The following is an 18,706-nucleotide window of genomic DNA, read 5'->3' as shown; positions in this document are numbered from 1 at the left end:
AAAAAGCCTAAATTGGAGGAGTAAATTTAGGCTTTAAAATAGTGAGAGTCGAAATTATTTTTATTTACGTTTAAAGCGACCGAAACGCTTATTGAAACTTGCCACACGTCCTTCATTATTAGCTTGACGGACTTCACCAGTATAGAAAGGGTGCGAAGCACTTGAAATATCTAGCGTGACATAGGGGTAAGTTTTCCCTTGATATTCTTTGGTTTGCTTTGACTGAATCGTACTACCGATGATGAAATACTGATCTGCGTTGGTATCATGAAACAGTACTTCATGGTATTCAGGATGAATATTGGGACGCATGGAAACACTCCGAATTATTTATATTTTGTTATAATATAACATAACAACAATGAGCATTGTAAGGTCTTGTTAATTTTTCAATTAGGAACGAGCGTTTCAAACAAATCATTGAGATTGTCATCGACTTTTAAGTTAATCAGATTCCAATAGTGTCCAGAAATAGTACGATTGACCATTAATGTGTCTGGAGAGGGCTTAAATGTATCCCAATACTTAAGTGATTTTTTCACTAAAATGACGCCATCATGATGAGATGAGTTTTCAGCAAAATTGTATTGAGTGGTAAGGGGTCTGAGCAACACTTCTAACCATTGTTTGTAAAGTTCCTCAGGGAATTTTCCTGTTTCAGCAAGAGCATCCAATGCGAATAAATGCTGTTCAATCTCTTGGATATTTTCAGCACGACCAGCGCGAACTAATTTTTTAAATCGATCCACCAGTTCAGCAGATAAGGTTTTAACACCACCGAAATCATAGATGATGACACTACCATCGGAGCGGAAAGCAAAATTGCCAGGATGCGGATCACAATGAAAACGTTTTAGATAGAAAATCTGATGACCAAGAGCTTGAATTAGTCGACGACCAATTTCGTTGCGTGTATCAAGCGGCCAAGTGCTTGCGGTTTCAATATTGTCACCTGCTTCTAAGCTCAATGTTAGAACTCGTCTGCTGGAATAATCTTTGAACACTTGTGGGATAATAATTTTAGAATCCAATGCTTGATGGAAGGTTCTAAATACCTCTAAATTCTGCGCTTCAATTTCATAGTTGAGCTCTTCGTGTAAGCTGTCTTGAATTTCTGCAAATAATCGATCTTGTAATTTTTTATCGACTTTTAGTACACCCATCAAACGTAAGGCCAAGCGAACTTGTTTTAGATCGCTTTCGCATGCTTCATCTACGCCTGGGTACTGTACTTTTACAACGACTTCTTGGCCATTTTTTAAGGTGGCTTTATGAACTTGCCCAATCGAAGCTGCTGCAAAAGGTTGTTCATCAAATGTTTTAAAAACATCTAACAGTGGCTGACCAAGTTCTTTTTCTACTTGTTGCTTGATTTGTTGGAAGGGCATCGCAGGGGCTTGACGTTGTAATTTAGCAATAGCCTTCGCGACTTCAGGCGGGAAAATATCTTTATATTGTGATGCAATTTGACCAACTTTCATTACAGCACCTTTCATTTCCCCAAGGGTATCTGCAATTTGAACACCAATGTCTTGAAATAGCTTACTTCGTGCTTCGTTTTTTTTATCATCATCTGCATTAAAGGTGCGGATAGAGTTGGACACGGTTTTAGTAGCAATACTTGCAGTCATACCTGCGAGTTTCATGAAACGACGGCCGGGAGAGCTCGCTTTGTTTGCCATGAGTTGAGAACCTCGATTCATTATTTTCATCTTCTGATTTGATCATAGGCGACAAATCAAAAGATGCATATTTGAAATTGTTAATGAGTTGTAAGTAAATCATTGGCATAAAAAAATAAATCCCGATCATTCGGGATTTATAGTTCATGATGATTGACTACGCTCAAGCCGCTGATTATTCATATATAAACGTCCGAGTAAGAGTACACAGGCAATACTTAACCCCACGATCAATCCAATCCATACACCCGCGGGACCAATATTGGTGAATCTAGAGAGATATACGCCTACAGGAAACGCAATCACCCAATAGGCAAGCATAGTAATCCACATAGGACCCTTCGTATCTTGCATGCCTCGTAGACATCCTGCAGCACTGATTTGCCAAGCGTCCATCAGTTGGTAAGCAACAGCGAATAGCACCAAGTAAACCGCAATTTGAGTCACCAATACATCAGAGGTATACAACGCGACAATTTGATGGCGGAAGACCCACAATAAAACCATGGTCATTACTGCCAGTACAGTACCTGTTGCTAAACCCAACCATTGGACTTTACGCATAGATTGGTAATCCTTTTCACCATAATACGTTCCCACTCGGATGGTAAGTGCGATCGCGAGAGACATCGGGATCATAAATAATTGTGACGTAATGGAGATGGCAATTTGATGCGCTGCAACCGTAATTTCACCCAATGGACTCAATACAATTGCAGCGGTACTGAAAATACTGACCTCAAAGAAGATAGCCAAACCAATTGGGAAACCTAAAGCAAGGATGCGTTTTAACCAGTAGCGATCAATTTTTTCAAAATGACTAAAGGGTTGGGTTTTTTGATATGCCTGATTATTCAAGATATACAATGCCAACGTGATCAGCATCAGCCACTGTAGAATTGCCGTTGCAAATCCACATCCAGCACTTCCTAATGCAGGAATTGGACCTAAACCATACATAAACACAAAATTAAGCGGAATAAGTACGACTAAGGCCATTAAACTGATCACAGTCACTGGGCGTGGATTACCAATCGCCTCAGAGTATCCTCGTAGTGCAGCAAACATGGTGACTGCTGGCATACCGAATCCAATCGCATGTAAGAATAGGCCAGCTTTAGGGTGAAGTGACTCTGGAACGCCAAGAAGAGGAAGCGTATAGGGGAGAATCTGTAAGACTAGACCAGCAATAATCCCGAGAACTAAAGCAACCCATAATGCTTGTCGTGTAATAGTGGCAATTTTCTCTGGAGTCCTCGCACCGTTTGCTTCAGCAACCAACGGCGTTGTTGCAATCATAATGCCGCTAAATAGCAACATGACAGGAATCCAAAGACCGACCCCGACAGCAATTGCCGCTAAGTCTAATGCAGATAAATGTCCTGCCATAATAGTATCAATCAGTCCTAATCCTGCTTGCGAAAATTGCGTAATCAAGATTGGGATCATGAGATGAAATAGTTTTTTTAATTCATAACTGATGTTGGAAGTTGCAGTCACATTAGACACAAAAATTACTCATCGTTTTTATGTGCTTAGAATGAAGGTTTAGCGTTGTAAAGTGAGAAGCACACCTATAAAAATCACCACGCCACCCAAAATGCGCTGCCAATTAATGGCAATTTTTTCTGTACCTAAAATTCCAAAATGGTCGACTATCATGGACATAACAATCTGTCCAAATATAATTAATGCCGATAAGGTTAAGAAACCTAATTTAGGTGCGGAATAAATACTAATACTGATGGCATAAACACCTAAAAAACCGCCAAGCCAAAGATGCCAAGGAATTTGTACAATTTCGCTCAATTGTGGTTTTTCAGTCTGTTGAAAAAAAACCAGTATTGCGAGAACTATTGTACCAATCAAAAATGATAAAAGTGCAGCTTGTAATGGAGAATATAAATATTCACGTAATTGTGTGTTAATCGCAGTTTGGAAGGTCATTGCGATTCCGATCCCCAGTGCTAAAGGGAGAAAGAATAAAAATTGGCTCGCGACTTTAAACATAAATGTACCCACGTCCTTGTTTTATATTGAGTGTAAAGTAAAAACTGAATCAGTTCTGAGCGTTATGGTGTAGTCATGTTAAAATAAGTTTTTAAGTTTTGAGCTGTACGGTTGGCTACTTTGAATCCACAAGATATTCCATTGTCACTTTATATTCATATGCCGTGGTGTGTGCGTAAATGTCCATATTGCGACTTTAATTCGCATGCAGTACCCAATGGGGCATTGTCCATGGCGTTGGAGAAAGAATATTTACAAGCATTGGTTGAGGATTTCAAAACACAGATAAATTTTGCTCAGGGTCGTCAAATTCATAGCGTATTCATAGGTGGAGGTACTCCTTCTCTCATTTCTGCTCAAGGGTATCAATGGCTATTTGCTCAGCTAAGCGCTTTGATTCCGTTTGAGGATGATTGTGAAATTACCTTAGAAGCCAACCCGGGAACGGTAGAACATGATCCATTTGCAGATTATTTAAAGGCGGGGATCAATCGGTTGTCTTTAGGTGTCCAAAGTTTTAACTCGAATCATCTTCAAAAACTGGGGCGTATTCATTCCAACCAAGATGCAATTTCAGCAATTGGTTTGGCGAAGGATGCAGGCTTTAAGCGAATTAATGTTGATTTAATGCACGGCTTGCCTGAACAAACGCTTGAACAAGCATTACTTGACTTAAAACTTGCCGTAGAGCACGGTGCTACACATATCTCGTGGTATCAGTTAACCATTGAGCCCAATACCGTATTTTTTCGAACTCAACCTATATTGCCTGTCGATGATGTATTAGAAGAAATTCAGGTACAGGGTGAGGCCTATTTAATCGAAAATGATTTTACTAACTACGAAGTGTCGGCTTGGCGTAAAGAAAAACCCTCAGCACATAATTTAAATTATTGGCAATTTGGCGATTACTTAGCGATTGGTGCTGGTGCGCATGCTAAAGTGACGCTAAGTGATGGTGTATATCGTTACCAAAAAACACGATTACCGAAAGATTATCTAGCGAAAGTCCCTGCAGAGCATTTGCAGTTTAAGAAAATTGAAGCTGATGAAATGCCATTCGAATTTATGATGAATGCACTGCGACTTAATCAAGGTGTACCAACCTCATATTATGAAGCTCGTACAGGTTTATCTTTGAAATCAATCCAAGTTCAAATTCAGTCATTGATTGACAGAAAATTAATGGTAGATGATCCAAACCGTTTGTCATGCACTGCTCAAGGACATTTATATTTGAACTCATTGCTTGAGGAGTTTCTGTAAGTTCTATAGTTAAACTCCAATGTAATTTTTAACAGCGAAACTGTTAAATCCATACTTATTTCGCTCCTTTACTGTGAAAATAATGATGAGTTTTTTAATGGTTCTCATCAAGATAGGTAATAAAAATGAAATTAGTTCTAGTGGCTTCAATCTTGGGATTGGCATTCGTTGGTTGTACTGATAAAAACAAAAATAGTGAGCAAATGTCAGAACAAGAGAGACCAGCGTATTTAAATGCTGAAGCTTCTGCGCCTGTTGATCAAGTTGCTCGTGCTGAAGGTGAACAGGTGATCCATTTTACTGGACCAATGGATTTAACATTAGAGCTAAAAACAAAAGACAATTTTCAGACGGCAGAACTCAGGGATAACTCGGATGCGGTTTATCACTTGAAGAGCGCGGTTGCTGCAAGTGGTGTAAAACTTGCAAATAGAGATGGTGTTTCAATTCATTTTAAAAATTTCAATGGTTTGAATGAGGGAACAGTTGAACTCGTGAAAGATAAGCCAATAGAGATTAAAGAGTACCGTGAGCATTAAAATATATGCATTAATTTACAACACCTGATTGGTTGTTCAATCAGGTGTTTTTTAATCCCTTAATTTGAGCGTTGATCTTCAACATATTTTTTTAAATGATTGGCCATTTCCCACTGAGAACCAATAAAACGATACAGGGCTTCAACTTCTTGTTTTGTCGCGTCTTGAATAAATTTATCGTCTAAAGTTACTTCAATAGTTCGTTCAAATTCTGTGCTATTGGCGTTGATACGATCAAATTCATAGGTAATTTTTGAATGGATTGGGACTTGAGCAAATTGTTCTATGGTTGCGATAACAAACTTCTTATCTTTCTCAAACTCAATCACATGCCATTCATTACTCCAATCTTTTATGCCTGGAATCGGGCTGCTAATAAACTCTTTAAAAGTCGTACCTTTTTGAACGCGAATATTCTTAGGCTCGATGGCTTGAGTTGCACCCACATTAATTTTTGGCCAAAGATTCACATTGGTTAAAATATTGAAGACTTCACTCACAGGGCGATGAATAATGACCTCAGCAGATCCACTCGTCGAGTAATTCAAATTCTTTGTTGAATACGTCGTGGTTTGTTGGTGATGTTTAATATCCGATTCAGCGAAGCTATTTGTAGCGAGAAAGACTGCACTGAGTAAAGAGAAGGAGATCAATGTCTTATGCATATTATTTTCCTTTTTGTATATTGATAAAAGCTCATTTGGAATATTTATATCGCTTGATCAAGATACCACTGTTGTATTCTTGCTCTAAATGTAATTTCGTATTCTTAAAGTACAATGGTTTATTGAATTAATAAAAAAAGACCGCCTTGGCGGTCTTTTTCTCTATGAAATCTTAGTAATCAAAACTGAAGTGTTCAGCTTCTAAAGACATTAAAGTTTTCGAAGGGTTAACCATAGATTCAGCATGACCTTGGGCACGTGGAAGTAAACGCTCAAAGTAGAAATCTGCAACTTTGATTTTCGCTTTATAAAACTCAGGAGTTTCTTGACCATCACCTGATGCTAACTTCGCTGATGCCACTGCCGCTTGTTGAGCCCAGTAATATGCCATCATTGCATAACCAGAGAACATTAAGTAATCCACAGAAGCACTTGAAACGATGTCGCGATCTTTGCGTGCAGCAAGCATAATACGTACAGTTAATGCATTCCATTGTGCACAAATCTTAGTTAAGTCCCAAGCAAAACGGCGCATGTATTTATTGCGTGCGTGCTGGCCACAGAATTTTAAGATTTCAGCTGTATAGTCACGAACGACTTTACCTTTAGAAGATAACAGTACTTTACGACCGATTAAGTCTAGTGCTTGAACACCAGTTGTACCTTCGTAAAGCGTTGAAATACGTGCGTCACGAACGATCTGCTCCATACCATGTTCTTTGATATAGCCATGGCCACCAAAGACTTGCATACCGTGGTTTGCTGCTTCTAAGCCTAACTCAGTTAAGAAGCCTTTCAAAATTGGTGTGTAGAAACCTAGTTTATCATCGTAATCATCAAACTTCGCTTGATCACCTTGAGCTAAAGCATCAGTCATCTTGTCAGCTAGCTGTGCAGCATGATAGATCATTGCACGGCCACCTTCAGCAATGGCTTTTTGAGTCAAAAGCATACGGCGAACATCAGCATGATGGATAATTGAGTCAGCTACTTTTTCAGGCTCTTTTTTACCTGAGAGTGCGCGCATTGACATACGTTCTTTTGCATAAGGTAATGCACCTTGGAATGCAAGTTCTGCATGTGCTAAACCTTGAACAGCAGTTCCGATACGCGCCGTATTCATGAAGGTAAACATTGCGTGTAAGCCTTTGTTGACTTCACCAATCAGATAACCCGTTGCAGCATCAAAGTTCAGTACGGCAGTAGCAGATGCTCTGATCCCCATTTTGTGTTCAATAGAACCGCAAGTCACAGGATTGCGTTCGCCTACACCACCATCAGCAGTTGGGATGAATTTTGGAACGATGAATAATGAAATACCACGCGTACCAGCTGGAGAGTCTGGAAGACGTGCCAACACAATATGAATGATATTTTCAGTTAAATCGTGTTCACCCGCAGAAATAAAGATTTTAGTACCTGTGATAGCATAAGTACCGTCACCTTTAGGCTCAGCTTTAGTTTTAACTTGACCCAAGTCTGTACCACATTGTGGTTCAGTTAAACACATTGTGCCTGACCATGTACCAGCAGTGAGGTGAGGCATGTAGGTGTTTTTCTGTTCTTCAGTACCAAATTGCATGATGGTATTCATACAACCCATACTTAAGCCCGGATACATCGTGAAAGACCAGTTTGCTGTACCCATCATTTCTGATTTAATCAGGTTCAGCGACATAGGCAGTGCTTGACCACCAAACTCTTCAGGATACGAAAGACCTTGCCAGCCACCTTGTACAAACTGCTCGTAAGCTTCTTTGAAACCTTTAGGCGTTTTGACTTCGCCATTTTTAAAATGACAGCCTTCTTCATCTCCAGACTGATTAAGTGGAGATAATACATTTTCACAGAAATCTGCAGCACCTTCGATAATCATATCGACAGTATCAGAGTCAGCAGCTTCGCCGTTGCTTAGAGTTTTATAGTGCGCAGGATAATCAAAAACTTCGTTCATTAAGAAACGAATATCACGTACGGGCGCTTTATATGCAGGCATTGAACTTTTCCTAATTTGAATAGAGAAAATACTTGTTAGATGATCCGATTATTGACCTACAACACTAAAAAAACATTGATGTAAGTCACGGAAATAAATGTCAGAATTGCGAATTAATGTTTAGGCTCTTGAATGAATATAAACTGAATTCATTTGTTGTAGTAGGAGTTTATTAGAAAAAATAATATTATTAATACATAAGCTTAGGTTGGTTTTGTTGAGTGGATGATCATATGTTTAATTTGAATTTATTCAATTTGAATATGCACTAAAAATATGTCACTAAAATCAATTCGAAGAGATTTAATCGATATTATAGAGAGAAAAAGTGCAATTTAAAAAATTGCACTGTTCACAAGGCACTAAACGTGTGCAAAAACTAAATAAAATCTTTTAATTCTGGACGCACACCATTCCAAATCGCGAAAGATTCAATCGCTTGTCCAACGAGCATTCCAAATCCTTCTGCAGTCGGAATTCCACGCTGTTTCGCTTGATCAAGGAAAGTGGAAGGTTTGCCATAGGCCATTTCATAGGCATATTTGAATTTTAACTGTTGAGGTAGAGTGATTGCATCGCCAGATAAGCTTGCCGAGGTAGCATTAATAACAATATCAAATTCACCTGCTATGTGATCAAGACCACAAGCGTTTAGCTCTAGATCTGGGACAGCAGGTTGTAAGTCCTGAATCAATTGCTCTGCGCGAGCAACCGTTCGATTAGCAATCATGATTTTATTTACACCAGCTTTATGCAGTGGATAAATCACGCCACGTGTTGCACCACCTGCGCCTAAAATAAGCACGCTTGCTTGCTCAAGAGGCCAATTTAAATGTTGAATGGCTGCAACAAGTCCTTGGCCATCGGTATTGTCGCCATGCAATACACCATCTTTCATCCATAGTGTATTTACTGCTTTTGCAATTTTGGCACGTTCAGTGAGTACATCACATTGTGCAAAAGCTTGTTCTTTAAACGGCACCGTGACATTCAGACCAATACCACCAGCCTTAAAAAATTCATTGATACTCTGTGTAAAACCATCGAGAGGAGCAAGGCGTTTGCTATATTCAAGGATCACCCCAGTCTTTTGTGCGAACGCATGATGAAGCTCTGGAGATCGAGATTGTTCAATGGGATTTCCAATTACGGCAAATTGTTTGCGCATTGCTCTAATTCCTGATGAAGAAGTGGCAAACAATATACGTCAAATGCAGAAAGTTCCCAATATGAACATATTCAATGAAGTGTATTAATGACTTGGGTTACAAATTTCAAATAGGGTATGAAGTAAAATATGCGCAATGTTGAGCAGTAGACCAACAGCTGCAAACACCATCAAGCTAAAACCAAAGCTATCATTGAGTAGTGTTTCTGAAAATATAGTGGTACTGATTGCACTCAAAAGAGCAATAACCAGTGTCCAAAATACGACAACACGTGCGCGAATAGAGTTGTGTTGCATATCGATTCCTTATGCAGAAGTAAAAACTTCCATGAGTAATACAAGTAAAAATTGATTGTACAGTACTTTGCTTAAATTAAACTTAAGAGCTGTGTCAGAAGTGTGACAAAATTTAATCAATTTTATCTATTGTGCCTTTTTTTCTAAGAGAATGTAATGGAATTATTCAATTTCGTTAGACAATGGGATGAATATATTGCTCAACAAAAAAGCCCTGTTTTTAACAGGGCGAGTGATTTACATTTAATGCAGTTCAGCGAGCCAATCTCTCGGTTTTAAATAGTAGTCGGTTAATTTTTTTTCAGCAGAGCCTTCATCCCATTCAGGTCTGTATTTCCAACCCGTTAATGGAGGAAGACTTACTAAAATAGACTCAATTCGACCGCCAGTTTGTAATCCAAATAACGTCCCTCGATCGTAAACTAAGTTATATTCCACATAGCGCCCACGACGATACAATTGGAAATCGCGTTGAGCTTCACTATAGGGTTTATCTTGATTACGTTGGAAGATTGGTAGAATCGCATTGAGATATCCATTGCCTACAGCTTGCATGTATTTAAAACAAGTTTCGAAATCCCACTGATTTAAGTCATCAAAAAATAACCCACCGACACCACGTTGTTCATCACGATGCTTCAAATAAAAATAATCATCACACCATTTTTTATGATCTTGGTAGACATGATCGCCAAAAGGTGCACAAAGATCGTGCGCAGTTTGATGCCATGATTTAACATCTTCATCATTCGGATAAAATGGCGTTAAATCAAAACCGCCGCCAAACCACCAAATAGGATCTTGTCCTTCTTTTTCTGCGACAAATAGTCTTACGTTGGCATGTGAGGTCGGCACATTTGGATTTCTAGGATGGATCACTAAAGAAACCCCCATGGCTTGTGCTTGTGCACCAGCTATATGTGGGTGCCGTTCGGTAGCAGATGCTGGTAACTTTGAGATATTGATGTGCGAGAACATCACACCACCTTTTTCGATCACTGTACCATCTTGCAATACGCGTGATCTGCCACCACCACCTTCGGGACGTTCCCAATCATCGATCTCAAATTGGGCATTACCGCCACCTTGTTGTTCTTGTTGTTCAAGCGCAGCACAAATTCGAGTTTGTAAGTCGAGTAAAAATTCACGAACACGTTGAATATCTGCAGAAGTCGGGTGTGACATACCAAGCCTCTTGGGCAATGAAAAACTAGCTACATCAAAACATAAATTGTATGAAAGATTAAGGTGATTTTATCGATATAGCAGATCGAGATTTAAGTTTAGTCAGGGTAAACGTACTTTGTGATTTGAATTTGCTTATGAATCCTGACCAAGATACTAGGTTGAATTAAAAGAATAAGCTCCTCAAAATAGGATGACTGAAAGCAGTTAAGCTTTTAATATGTGGTGATTTTAAAGGTGGGGATATGTTCGAAAACGTTATTTCACTGGTGCAAAAATATAATGTTCCAGGTCCTCGATATACGAGCTATCCCACAGTTCCGTATTGGGAGCAGTCGACTTTTGATCAAGTACTATGGCAGCAAAAACTAAAAATACGTTTTGATCACTCGAATAGCCAACATGGTATTAGCCTTTACATTCACTTACCTTTTTGCGAGTCCTTATGTACTTTTTGTGGATGTCATAAAAAAATCACTAAAAAACATGAAATGGAACAGCCCTATATTTTGGCTTTGTTAAAAGAATGGAAATTGTATTGTGAGTTATTTGTAGAGCGTCCTTTGATTAAAGAGATACATCTAGGGGGGGGGACACCTACATTTTTTTCTCCTCAGCATCTTAAACAGTTGATTGATGGGCTTTTAGCACTATCAGAAGTAGCTGAAGATCATCAATTTAGTTTTGAAGGACATCCTAATAATACTTCTTACGATCATTTAAAGACGCTGTTTGAATTGGGTTTTAGACGCGTTAGCTTTGGTGTGCAGGATTATAATGAAACCGTGCAGAAAGCGATCCACCGAATTCAACCTTTTGAACACGTAAAGCAGGTTACAGAATGGGCGCGTGAAATTGGTTATACCTCTATTTCGCATGATTTGGTCTACGGGCTGCCCTTTCAATATTTAGATGATGTTTTAAACACAATTGATCAAACCATTCAAATTAAGCCAGATCGTTTAGCCTTTTACAGTTATGCGCATGTACCATGGATCAAAGGCAATGGGCAACGTGGTTTTAAAGACCATGATGTTCCGCGCGATGAAGAGAAAAGACAGTGTTATGAGCAAGGAAAACAAAAATTATTGTCTGCTGGATATCATGAAATAGGAATGGATCATTTTGCGCTTGAGCATGATGATATGTATCAGGTATTTCAAGCCCAACAGTTACATCGTAATTTTATGGGATATACCGTTTCAAAAACAGAAGTGATGATTGGCTTAGGGATGTCAGCTATTGGCGATTGTTGGCAAGGTTTTGCCCAAAATGAAAAGACGCTTGAAAATTATTATGCTCGATTAGAACAAAACGAAATTCCAGTTTTTAAAGGTCATCTTTTAACAGAAGAAGATTTGAAAATCAGAAAACACATTTTAAATCTCATGTGCCACTTTGAGACGAATTGGCAAGGTGACATGGATTTTGCACAGCGACCACAAGTTTTAGAAGATTTAGCTGAAATGCAAAATGACCAACTTGTGAAGATGAGTGAATATGGATTGAAGGTAACGGAAGCTGGAAAACCATTTGTACGAAATATCTGTATGGCTTTCGATTTAAGGTTAAAAAGAAACAAACCTGAAAATCGGATATTTTCTATGACGATATAGTCATCTTCACAAATTAGATTGAGTCTAAGTGAAAAAATACCCCTAAGCATCGGGGTATTTTTTACAACGATTAAATTATGCTGTAGTTAAAAATCATCCTTTTGATACATATGTGACATGCGCTCATGTTTGGTTTTTAAGTATTCTTCATTGAATTTATTCAAACCGACCGTTAACGGGACACGATCAACCACATCAATTCCTAAATCAGTTAAAGCTTTAATTTTGAGAGGATTATTCGTAACCAGTTTGACTTTTTTCACTTGTAAGTGATCCAGCATGATACTGCACATATCGTATTTACGCGCATCAGCGGGTAAGTTGAGCATCAGGTTGGCATCCACTGTGTCATGCCCTTGATCTTGCAAGGCATAAGCACGAATTTTATTGGTTAAACCAATACCACGACCTTCTTGACGTAAATATAAAATTACGCCTTGTCCTGCTTCGTTAATCAGTTTTTGAGTTGCTTGAAGTTGTGGGCCACAATCACATTTTAATGAAGCAAAAGCATCACCTGTTAAACATTCGGAATGGATTCGTACCAAGACAGGAGAGGTGGGTGCTTTATCTAATCCTTTTGACAATGCTACGTGTTCTTCACCTGTTTTAGGATCTTGAAAAACAGTGATTTTAAAATCACCAAAGGCAGTGGGTAATTTAGATGTGGCAACAAACTCTATAGGCACAGCGACTTCCATTACATATTCATAATTTGGCTAAAGTATAGCTGAATGATCAGACCATAGTTGAGTATCATTGTGCAAATTTACACAGAAGATTTCCTTTTTTTTGCAAAGCACAAGATAATAGTTGATAAGTAGCATCGATATTCAGGATAATCTAGCTACCTAACAACGCCCGTTTAGCGAAAGCTCAACACTGGACCAATATAAATGTGGTTGATTTAAGGTGTTTTTTTTCGATTTCTCGATCAATAAGAAGAATCGAGCTAACCCATTTACCTAGCTTAGGATTTGCCAGGCTTTAGAAGGCATTGCCACATATGTTGTATACCGAAATACCTAGTCAACGTCCTGTTACGCCTTTGTTGGATGCGATTAATCATCCAATGCAATTGCGTCAACTAGCCAAAGAACAATTGAGTCAAGTGTCGGACGAGCTACGTCAATTTATTTTGTATGCTGCTGGACAAAGTGGTGGGCATTTCGGTGCCAATCTAGGTGTAATCGAATTAACTGTTGCCTTGCATTATTGTTTCAATACACCGCATGATCGTCTTATCTGGGATGTGGGACATCAAGCATATCCACATAAAGCTTTGACTGGACGTCGTGAGCAACTGACTACAATTCGTGCAAAAAATGGCTTAGCGGCGTTCCCCGCTCGTGAAGAGTCTGAATTTGATACTTTTGGTGTGGGCCACTCATCGACTGCTATTTCAGCGGGTTTGGGAATGGCTTTAGCTCGTCGTTATCAAAAAGATCCTTGTGAAGTGGTTGCAATTATCGGTGATGGTGCAATGACAGCAGGGATGGCATTCGAAGCCATGAATGATGCTGTTGCACATAATGCTGATCTCATGGTGATACTGAATGACAATGATATGTCGATTTCATGTAGCACGGGTGGTTTTGCAAAACATTTGGCTGCGATTTGGGAAAAAGGGCAGTCTGTGCATATTGATGAGCAGGGTAATCCATTTATTCAGGACTATCCTGAGTGGGACTACACTTCACGTTTACATAGTGCTGCTACCGAGGCTGCGGATAACTTATTTAAAGCGATTGGATTTGACTATTTTGGTCCATTCGATGGTCATAATGTCGATGAACTTGTTAATGTATTTAGTGCCTTAAAAAAACGTAAGGGGCCGCGCTTAATTCATATCTATACCAAGAAAGGTAAGGGCTTCGCACCTGCTGAAGCAGATCAAATAAAATATCACGCAATTGCTAAATTAAATGCTGCAGCAGCTTCAACAAAAGCGCCCAAATATTCTGATGTTTTTGGGCAATGGTTGTGCGATGAAGCCCAGTTGGATGATAAGTTGTTAGCCATTACACCTGCCATGTGTGAAGGTTCAGGTATGGTGCAATTCGCCAAACAATATCCTGATCGTTACTTTGATGTGGCAATTGCAGAACAACATGCAGTGACCTTAGCTGCTGGTATGGCATGTGAAGGTTTAAAACCAGTAGTGGCAATTTATTCAACCTTCTTACAGCGTGGTTATGATCAGCTCATTCATGATGTGGCATTACAAAACCTTGATGTCACATTTGGTATCGATCGTGCAGGTTTAGTAGGTGAGGATGGACCAACTCATGCTGGTGCATATGATTACGCATTTATGCGTACAGTTCCGAATATCGTGATTATGGCACCAAAAGATGAAAATGAATGCCGTCAAATGCTACATACCGCTTATTTGCACCCGGGTCCTGCTGCAGTACGTTATCCACGCGGAAATGGTTTAGGTGTTGAAATTCAAAAAGAACTGACAGCGCTTGAAATTGGTAAAGCTGAGTTAACTTTGGAGCTGAATGTAAAAGCCGAAGAAGTGATTACTATTTTAGCTTTCGGTAGCCGCGTGATTGTTGCAGAACATGCTGCTCAGCTTTTAGTTGATCAATTGGATGTTGCGGTACGCGTTGTGAATATGCGGTTTGTTAAACCCCTAGATGGTCAAATCATTCGACAATATGCAGATCAAACCCAACTTTTTGTAACGGTTGAAGAGCATGCAGTCATGGGGGGGGCTGGAAGTGCTGTGAATGAATTTATAATGGCCGAACACATTCTCAAGCCAGTTTTGAACATAGGCTTACCTGATCAATTCTTAGCACAAGCCAGTCATGGTGAGATGCTTAAAGATTGTGGATTGGATGCAGAAGGTATCCAATCTTCAATTCAACAAGCTTGGTTAAAGCTTGTACAGGTGGTTTAAATACAAGTCATAAAATTTTAGAAACATTTTTTACCTAAAAGTGCCGATATTTGATAAAATGTCGGCGCTTTTATGCATTATTCTTTATCAGTATCTTCAAATTTGTAGTGGGTGTTCAATGGAACCTATGGTGGTGATGGCTGCGCGTGCGGCTCAAACAGTTGGTCAAGAGCTTTTAAAAGCGCATCAGAATCGTCATAAACTTGATCTGCAAGTTGAAGAAAAAGGTATCGAAGGTCCTGTGACTCGCGTTGATCGCTATGTTGAAGAATTGACGATCGATATCTTGCGCAAAAGCTATAAAAATCACAGCTTCCTTGGTGAAGAGTTTGGTATGCAAGAAGGTAAAGGTCACGATGCTGATTGGTGTTGGGTGATCGATCCTTTAGATGGTACTTTAAACTTCATTAATGGTGTCCCACACTTCTGTATTTCTATTGCAGTTCAACACAAAGGCGTGACTCAACACGGTGTTGTGTATGACCCAATCAAAGATGAATTGTTCTCTGCGAGTCGCGGTCGCGGTGCAATGATGAACCAACGTCGTATTCGTGTGAATGTAAAAGATAGTTTAGATCGTACGTTCTTGGCTGTTGGTCATGCATATCGTGCTAAACGCGATGGCGAAGTAGTTTCTTATGCAAAAAATCACTTCGATTCTTTGTTGGCAGTAACTGAGCAAGGTGCTCAATTCCGCCGTTTAGGTTCAGCAGCACTCGACTTAGCTTATGTTGCTGCTGGTCGTTACGATGGTTATTTCGAACTTGGTTTGAAACCATGGGATATCGCAGCGGGTGAGCTAATCGTTAAAGAAGCTGGTGGTACAGTAGTTGATGCGCGCGGTGGTTCAAATTCAATGGAAAATGGTCAAGTCTTGGCTTGTTCTATGAAATTATTGAAACCATTGATGCAAGCAGTTGTCCCAGCTTGGGGTGCTGCTGCTAAATAAGCAGATCAAATTTATGAAAGCTCCCTAATAGGGAGCTTTTTTATCTCCAAAACATGATAAATTTGAATATTTGTACTTGAACGCATCAAAAAGCAATTAAACTTAATGACATTATAAAAAAATCTGTTATACTCCGCGCACGCACTAAATTTCGTTCATTACCTGAACATTTCTCTTCTATATTGTGTATGCGCGTCCGGTCCAAAGAGAGGACATTATTTCGCGCCCCACCCAATCGCTAAAAGCGATTCCTTCAGGTTCAGGCTGTAATCATGTGTGCGTTATACGCATCGTCGTTCTCGGATCGCCGCTGATTCTATATTTTCAGCGATTATTGCTGTACCGCTTTTTGCCGATGTCCATCAGACTTTATTTAATGGAGCACCCAATTTTCGGGTGAAAAACTCTATGAGCAAAACTTTTGCTGATTTTCCACTACACGAATCACTTCAACAAGCATTACAAGCATTAGGCTTTACATCGCCTACTCCTGTTCAGGAACAATCAATTCCTGCTGCTTTAGATGGTAAAGATCTTTTAGTATCAAGCCAAACAGGTTCTGGTAAAACTGCTGCATTCTTATTACCTACACTTCACGCTTTAGCGGGTAGTGAAGATACGTTGCTTTCTTTCAAAGAGCGTATGCGTGCTGTAACTGCACCTACAATTTTAGTACTTTGCCCAACACGTGAATTGGCTCAACAGGTCAGCCAAGATGCGATTGCATTTGTACGTCACATGAAAGGTGTTCGTATTGCTGCGATTATGGGTGGTATGCCTTTTGGTAAACAAATCCAACAATTAAAAGGTGCACAAGTTGTTGTGGCGACTCCAGGTCGTTTACTTGATCTTGTAAACCGTCGTCAAATCAAATTGGACAAAGTTAAATCATTAATCGTAGATGAAGCAGACCGTATGCTTGATCTTGGTTTCTCTGAAGATTTAGAGGCGATCAGTGATTTAGCGGGTAACCGTGATCAAACATTAATGTTCTCTGCGACGTTCGCACCACGTATTATTACGTTGGCAGAACGTATGATGAATGAGCCAGAACGTATTGCGATTGAAACTGGTCACACGACGAATACTGACATCACTCAGACTCTACATTGGACTGATGGTTTTGAGCACAAGAAAAAGCTTTTAACACATTGGTTGAATGAAGAAGATCTTGATCAAGCTGTTGTATTTGCTTCTACGCAAGAAGATACAGATATGCTTGCAGAAGAACTGTCTGAAGCTGGTCTTTCAGTTGTAGCACTTCATGGTGCAATGCCACAGACTGTACGTAACCGTCGTTTGCGCAGCATCCGTGAAGGTCGCGCAAAAATTTTAGTTGCAACTGATGTTGCAGCACGTGGTCTAGATGTACCAACAATTTCACACGTGATTAACTTTGGTCTTCCAATGAAGAACGAAGATTATGTACACCGTATTGGTCGTACAGGTCGTGCAGGTCGTACTGGTAAAGCAATCACATTAGCGACTTACCGTGAACGTGGTAAAATTCGTGCTTTAGAAGACTACTTAGATGCACGTCTAGAAGTTTCTGAAATTGAAGGTCTTGAGCCATCTCCACCTCCAGCACGCGGTAGTCGTGATGGCGCTGGTCGCGGTCGTGGCCGTGGTGGTGAAGGCCGTGGCCGTGGTGGTTTCGGTGGTGGTCGTCGTTTTGAAGGTGAATCAAACTTCAAACGTCGCGAAGGTAACCGTGATGGCGAACGCCGTTCGTTTGGTGAAGATCGTCCACGTCGTGAATTCAATGGTGAAGATCGTCCACGTCGCGAGTTCAACAACGACCGTCCACGTCGTGAGTTTAATGGCGAAGATCGTCCGCGTCGCGAGTTCAACAACGATCGTCCACGTCGCGAGTTTAACAATGACCGTCCACGTCGTGAGTTTAATGGCGAAGATCGTCCACGTCGCGATTTCGGTGACCGTCCGCAACGTTCATTTGATGATCGTCCAAAGCGTGATTTCGGTGATCGCCCTCGTTCTAACGATGACAATCGTGGTAACCGTGTAGATTATAAACCTCGTGAAAACAGTTTTGGTGACCGTCCAAAACGTGATTTCGGTGACCGTCCAGCACGTCGAGAAGGTGGTTTTGATCGTCCAAAACGTACATTTGGTGATGACCGCCCAAAGCGTGAATTCAATAGCGATCGCCCACGTCGTAAATTTAACGACTAATCGGTATAGCTAAATAAACCAGCCTTCGGGCTGGTTTTTTTATTGCTCATATCAAAAAATCTGTTAGAATAAAAGTGATTAATTTCACATTATTTATGGTAAATGTAAAATATGAATAATAAGATTATAATGATTGAGACGAAGCAAATGAATGTTGGTGCAATCATGATGTACGTGTTCTTTTTATTGGTATTACTTAATCTTGCCTATTACTTTTTTAGTATCACAT

16 protein-coding genes are annotated in these 18,706 nt (G+C 39.8%); 6 read left to right on the top strand and 10 right to left on the bottom strand.

What is annotated here, in order from left to right; all coding sequences use genetic code 11:
* Nucleotides 1–60 precede the first annotated feature (60 nt).
* The 4 genes from BMW42_RS12075 to BMW42_RS12060 form a co-directional block, all read right to left on the bottom strand.
* Nucleotides 61–312, bottom strand: a complete 252-nt coding sequence (locus BMW42_RS12075; RefSeq protein WP_035264993.1) for a type B 50S ribosomal protein L31 — start codon at nucleotides 310–312, stop codon at nucleotides 61–63.
* 77 nt (nucleotides 313–389) lie between these two features.
* Nucleotides 390–1,682 (bottom strand): ABC1 kinase family protein, encoded by a 1,293-nt coding sequence (locus BMW42_RS12070; protein ID WP_092768161.1) that lies wholly within the window; start codon nucleotides 1,680–1,682, stop codon nucleotides 390–392.
* A 144-nt stretch (nucleotides 1,683–1,826) separates the two neighbouring features.
* Nucleotides 1,827–3,131: an MATE family efflux transporter gene (locus BMW42_RS12065; RefSeq protein WP_092768159.1), complete on the bottom strand. Its 1,305-nt coding sequence runs from the start codon at nucleotides 3,129–3,131 to the stop codon at nucleotides 1,827–1,829.
* Nucleotides 3,132–3,230: 99 nt separating this feature from the next.
* Complete coding sequence (locus tag BMW42_RS12060; RefSeq protein ID WP_092768132.1) at nucleotides 3,231–3,692, bottom strand: DMT family transporter; 462 nt, start codon at nucleotides 3,690–3,692, stop codon at nucleotides 3,231–3,233.
* 111 nt (nucleotides 3,693–3,803) lie between these two features.
* On the opposite strand from BMW42_RS12060, the gene hemW reads away from it, so the two are divergent.
* A complete protein-coding gene (gene hemW / locus BMW42_RS12055) occupies nucleotides 3,804–4,958 on the top strand; it encodes a radical SAM family heme chaperone HemW (protein ID WP_092768130.1) in 1,155 nt (384 codons plus the stop codon).
* A gap of 125 nt (nucleotides 4,959–5,083) precedes the next feature.
* On the top strand, nucleotides 5,084–5,497 hold the full coding sequence (locus BMW42_RS12050) for a hypothetical protein (RefSeq protein ID WP_092768128.1): 414 nt from the start codon (nucleotides 5,084–5,086) through the stop codon (nucleotides 5,495–5,497).
* A gap of 59 nt (nucleotides 5,498–5,556) precedes the next feature.
* Here BMW42_RS12050 and BMW42_RS12045 read toward each other — a convergent pair whose 3' ends face one another.
* The 5 genes from BMW42_RS12045 to hemF all read right to left on the bottom strand — a co-directional run bounded on the left by BMW42_RS12045 (nucleotide 5,557) and on the right by hemF (nucleotide 10,808).
* Complete coding sequence (locus BMW42_RS12045; RefSeq protein WP_092768126.1) at nucleotides 5,557–6,162, bottom strand: SRPBCC family protein; 606 nt, start codon at nucleotides 6,160–6,162, stop codon at nucleotides 5,557–5,559.
* A 172-nt stretch (nucleotides 6,163–6,334) separates the two neighbouring features.
* Nucleotides 6,335–8,158 carry an acyl-CoA dehydrogenase C-terminal domain-containing protein gene (locus tag BMW42_RS12040; protein ID WP_035265010.1) on the bottom strand — a complete coding sequence of 608 codons (1,824 nt, stop codon included), beginning with the start codon at nucleotides 8,156–8,158 and terminating at the stop codon, nucleotides 6,335–6,337.
* Nucleotides 8,159–8,537: 379 nt separating this feature from the next.
* Entirely contained in the window at nucleotides 8,538–9,326 is a 789-nt protein-coding gene (aroE, locus tag BMW42_RS12035; protein ID WP_092768124.1) for a shikimate dehydrogenase, read from the bottom strand.
* A gap of 84 nt (nucleotides 9,327–9,410) precedes the next feature.
* On the bottom strand, nucleotides 9,411–9,623 hold the full coding sequence (locus BMW42_RS12030) for a hypothetical protein (RefSeq protein ID WP_035265018.1): 213 nt from the start codon (nucleotides 9,621–9,623) through the stop codon (nucleotides 9,411–9,413).
* A gap of 243 nt (nucleotides 9,624–9,866) precedes the next feature.
* Nucleotides 9,867–10,808 carry an oxygen-dependent coproporphyrinogen oxidase gene (gene hemF / locus BMW42_RS12025; RefSeq protein ID WP_035265021.1) on the bottom strand — a complete coding sequence of 314 codons (942 nt, stop codon included), beginning with the start codon at nucleotides 10,806–10,808 and terminating at the stop codon, nucleotides 9,867–9,869.
* A gap of 245 nt (nucleotides 10,809–11,053) precedes the next feature.
* Between hemF and hemN the strand changes: the two genes are divergently transcribed.
* Nucleotides 11,054–12,424 carry an oxygen-independent coproporphyrinogen III oxidase gene (gene hemN / locus BMW42_RS12020; RefSeq protein WP_092768122.1) on the top strand — a complete coding sequence of 457 codons (1,371 nt, stop codon included), beginning with the start codon at nucleotides 11,054–11,056 and terminating at the stop codon, nucleotides 12,422–12,424.
* A gap of 86 nt (nucleotides 12,425–12,510) precedes the next feature.
* Here hemN and ribA read toward each other — a convergent pair whose 3' ends face one another.
* Nucleotides 12,511–13,113 carry a GTP cyclohydrolase II gene (gene ribA, locus BMW42_RS12015; protein ID WP_171260724.1) on the bottom strand — a complete coding sequence of 201 codons (603 nt, stop codon included), beginning with the start codon at nucleotides 13,111–13,113 and terminating at the stop codon, nucleotides 12,511–12,513.
* 317 nt (nucleotides 13,114–13,430) lie between these two features.
* Between ribA and dxs the strand changes: the two genes are divergently transcribed.
* The 3 genes from dxs to BMW42_RS12000 all read left to right on the top strand — a co-directional run bounded on the left by dxs (nucleotide 13,431) and on the right by BMW42_RS12000 (nucleotide 18,477).
* Nucleotides 13,431–15,335 carry a 1-deoxy-D-xylulose-5-phosphate synthase gene (gene dxs, locus BMW42_RS12010; RefSeq protein ID WP_092768118.1) on the top strand — a complete coding sequence of 635 codons (1,905 nt, stop codon included), beginning with the start codon at nucleotides 13,431–13,433 and terminating at the stop codon, nucleotides 15,333–15,335.
* Between the two features lie 118 nt (nucleotides 15,336–15,453).
* Nucleotides 15,454–16,284: an inositol monophosphatase family protein gene (locus BMW42_RS12005; RefSeq protein ID WP_092768116.1), complete on the top strand. Its 831-nt coding sequence runs from the start codon at nucleotides 15,454–15,456 to the stop codon at nucleotides 16,282–16,284.
* A gap of 408 nt (nucleotides 16,285–16,692) precedes the next feature.
* A complete protein-coding gene (locus tag BMW42_RS12000) occupies nucleotides 16,693–18,477 on the top strand; it encodes a DEAD/DEAH box helicase (protein ID WP_092768114.1) in 1,785 nt (594 codons plus the stop codon).
* Nucleotides 18,478–18,706 lie beyond the last annotated feature (229 nt).

It is taken from the genome of Acinetobacter sp. DSM 11652, from assembly GCF_900109815.1.
In the GTDB taxonomy this organism is placed as follows: Bacteria; Pseudomonadota; Gammaproteobacteria; order Pseudomonadales; family Moraxellaceae; genus Acinetobacter.
Note: the sequence above shows the minus strand (reverse complement) of the source record. Positions and strands in the feature narration are given on the sequence as shown.

Coding starts and splice junctions, on each gene's coding strand:
- BMW42_RS12075 (WP_035264993.1), bottom strand. CDS start 312: ATGCGTCCCAATATTCATCCTGAATACCATGAAGTACTGTTTCATGAT.
- BMW42_RS12070 (WP_092768161.1), bottom strand. CDS start 1,682: ATGGCAAACAAAGCGAGCTCTCCCGGCCGTCGTTTCATGAAACTCGCA.
- BMW42_RS12065 (WP_092768159.1), bottom strand. CDS start 3,131: ATGATCCCAATCTTGATTACGCAATTTTCGCAAGCAGGATTAGGACTG.
- BMW42_RS12060 (WP_092768132.1), bottom strand. CDS start 3,692: ATGTTTAAAGTCGCGAGCCAATTTTTATTCTTTCTCCCTTTAGCACTG.
- BMW42_RS12050 (WP_092768128.1), top strand. CDS start 5,084: ATGAAATTAGTTCTAGTGGCTTCAATCTTGGGATTGGCATTCGTTGGT.
- BMW42_RS12045 (WP_092768126.1), bottom strand. CDS start 6,162: ATGCATAAGACATTGATCTCCTTCTCTTTACTCAGTGCAGTCTTTCTC.
- BMW42_RS12040 (WP_035265010.1), bottom strand. CDS start 8,158: ATGCCTGCATATAAAGCGCCCGTACGTGATATTCGTTTCTTAATGAAC.
- aroE (WP_092768124.1), bottom strand. CDS start 9,326: ATGCGCAAACAATTTGCCGTAATTGGAAATCCCATTGAACAATCTCGA.
- BMW42_RS12030 (WP_035265018.1), bottom strand. CDS start 9,623: ATGCAACACAACTCTATTCGCGCACGTGTTGTCGTATTTTGGACACTG.
- hemF (WP_035265021.1), bottom strand. CDS start 10,808: ATGTCACACCCGACTTCTGCAGATATTCAACGTGTTCGTGAATTTTTA.
- hemN (WP_092768122.1), top strand. CDS start 11,054: ATGTTCGAAAACGTTATTTCACTGGTGCAAAAATATAATGTTCCAGGT.
- dxs (WP_092768118.1), top strand. CDS start 13,431: ATGTTGTATACCGAAATACCTAGTCAACGTCCTGTTACGCCTTTGTTG.
- BMW42_RS12005 (WP_092768116.1), top strand. CDS start 15,454: ATGGAACCTATGGTGGTGATGGCTGCGCGTGCGGCTCAAACAGTTGGT.
- BMW42_RS12000 (WP_092768114.1), top strand. CDS start 16,693: ATGAGCAAAACTTTTGCTGATTTTCCACTACACGAATCACTTCAACAA.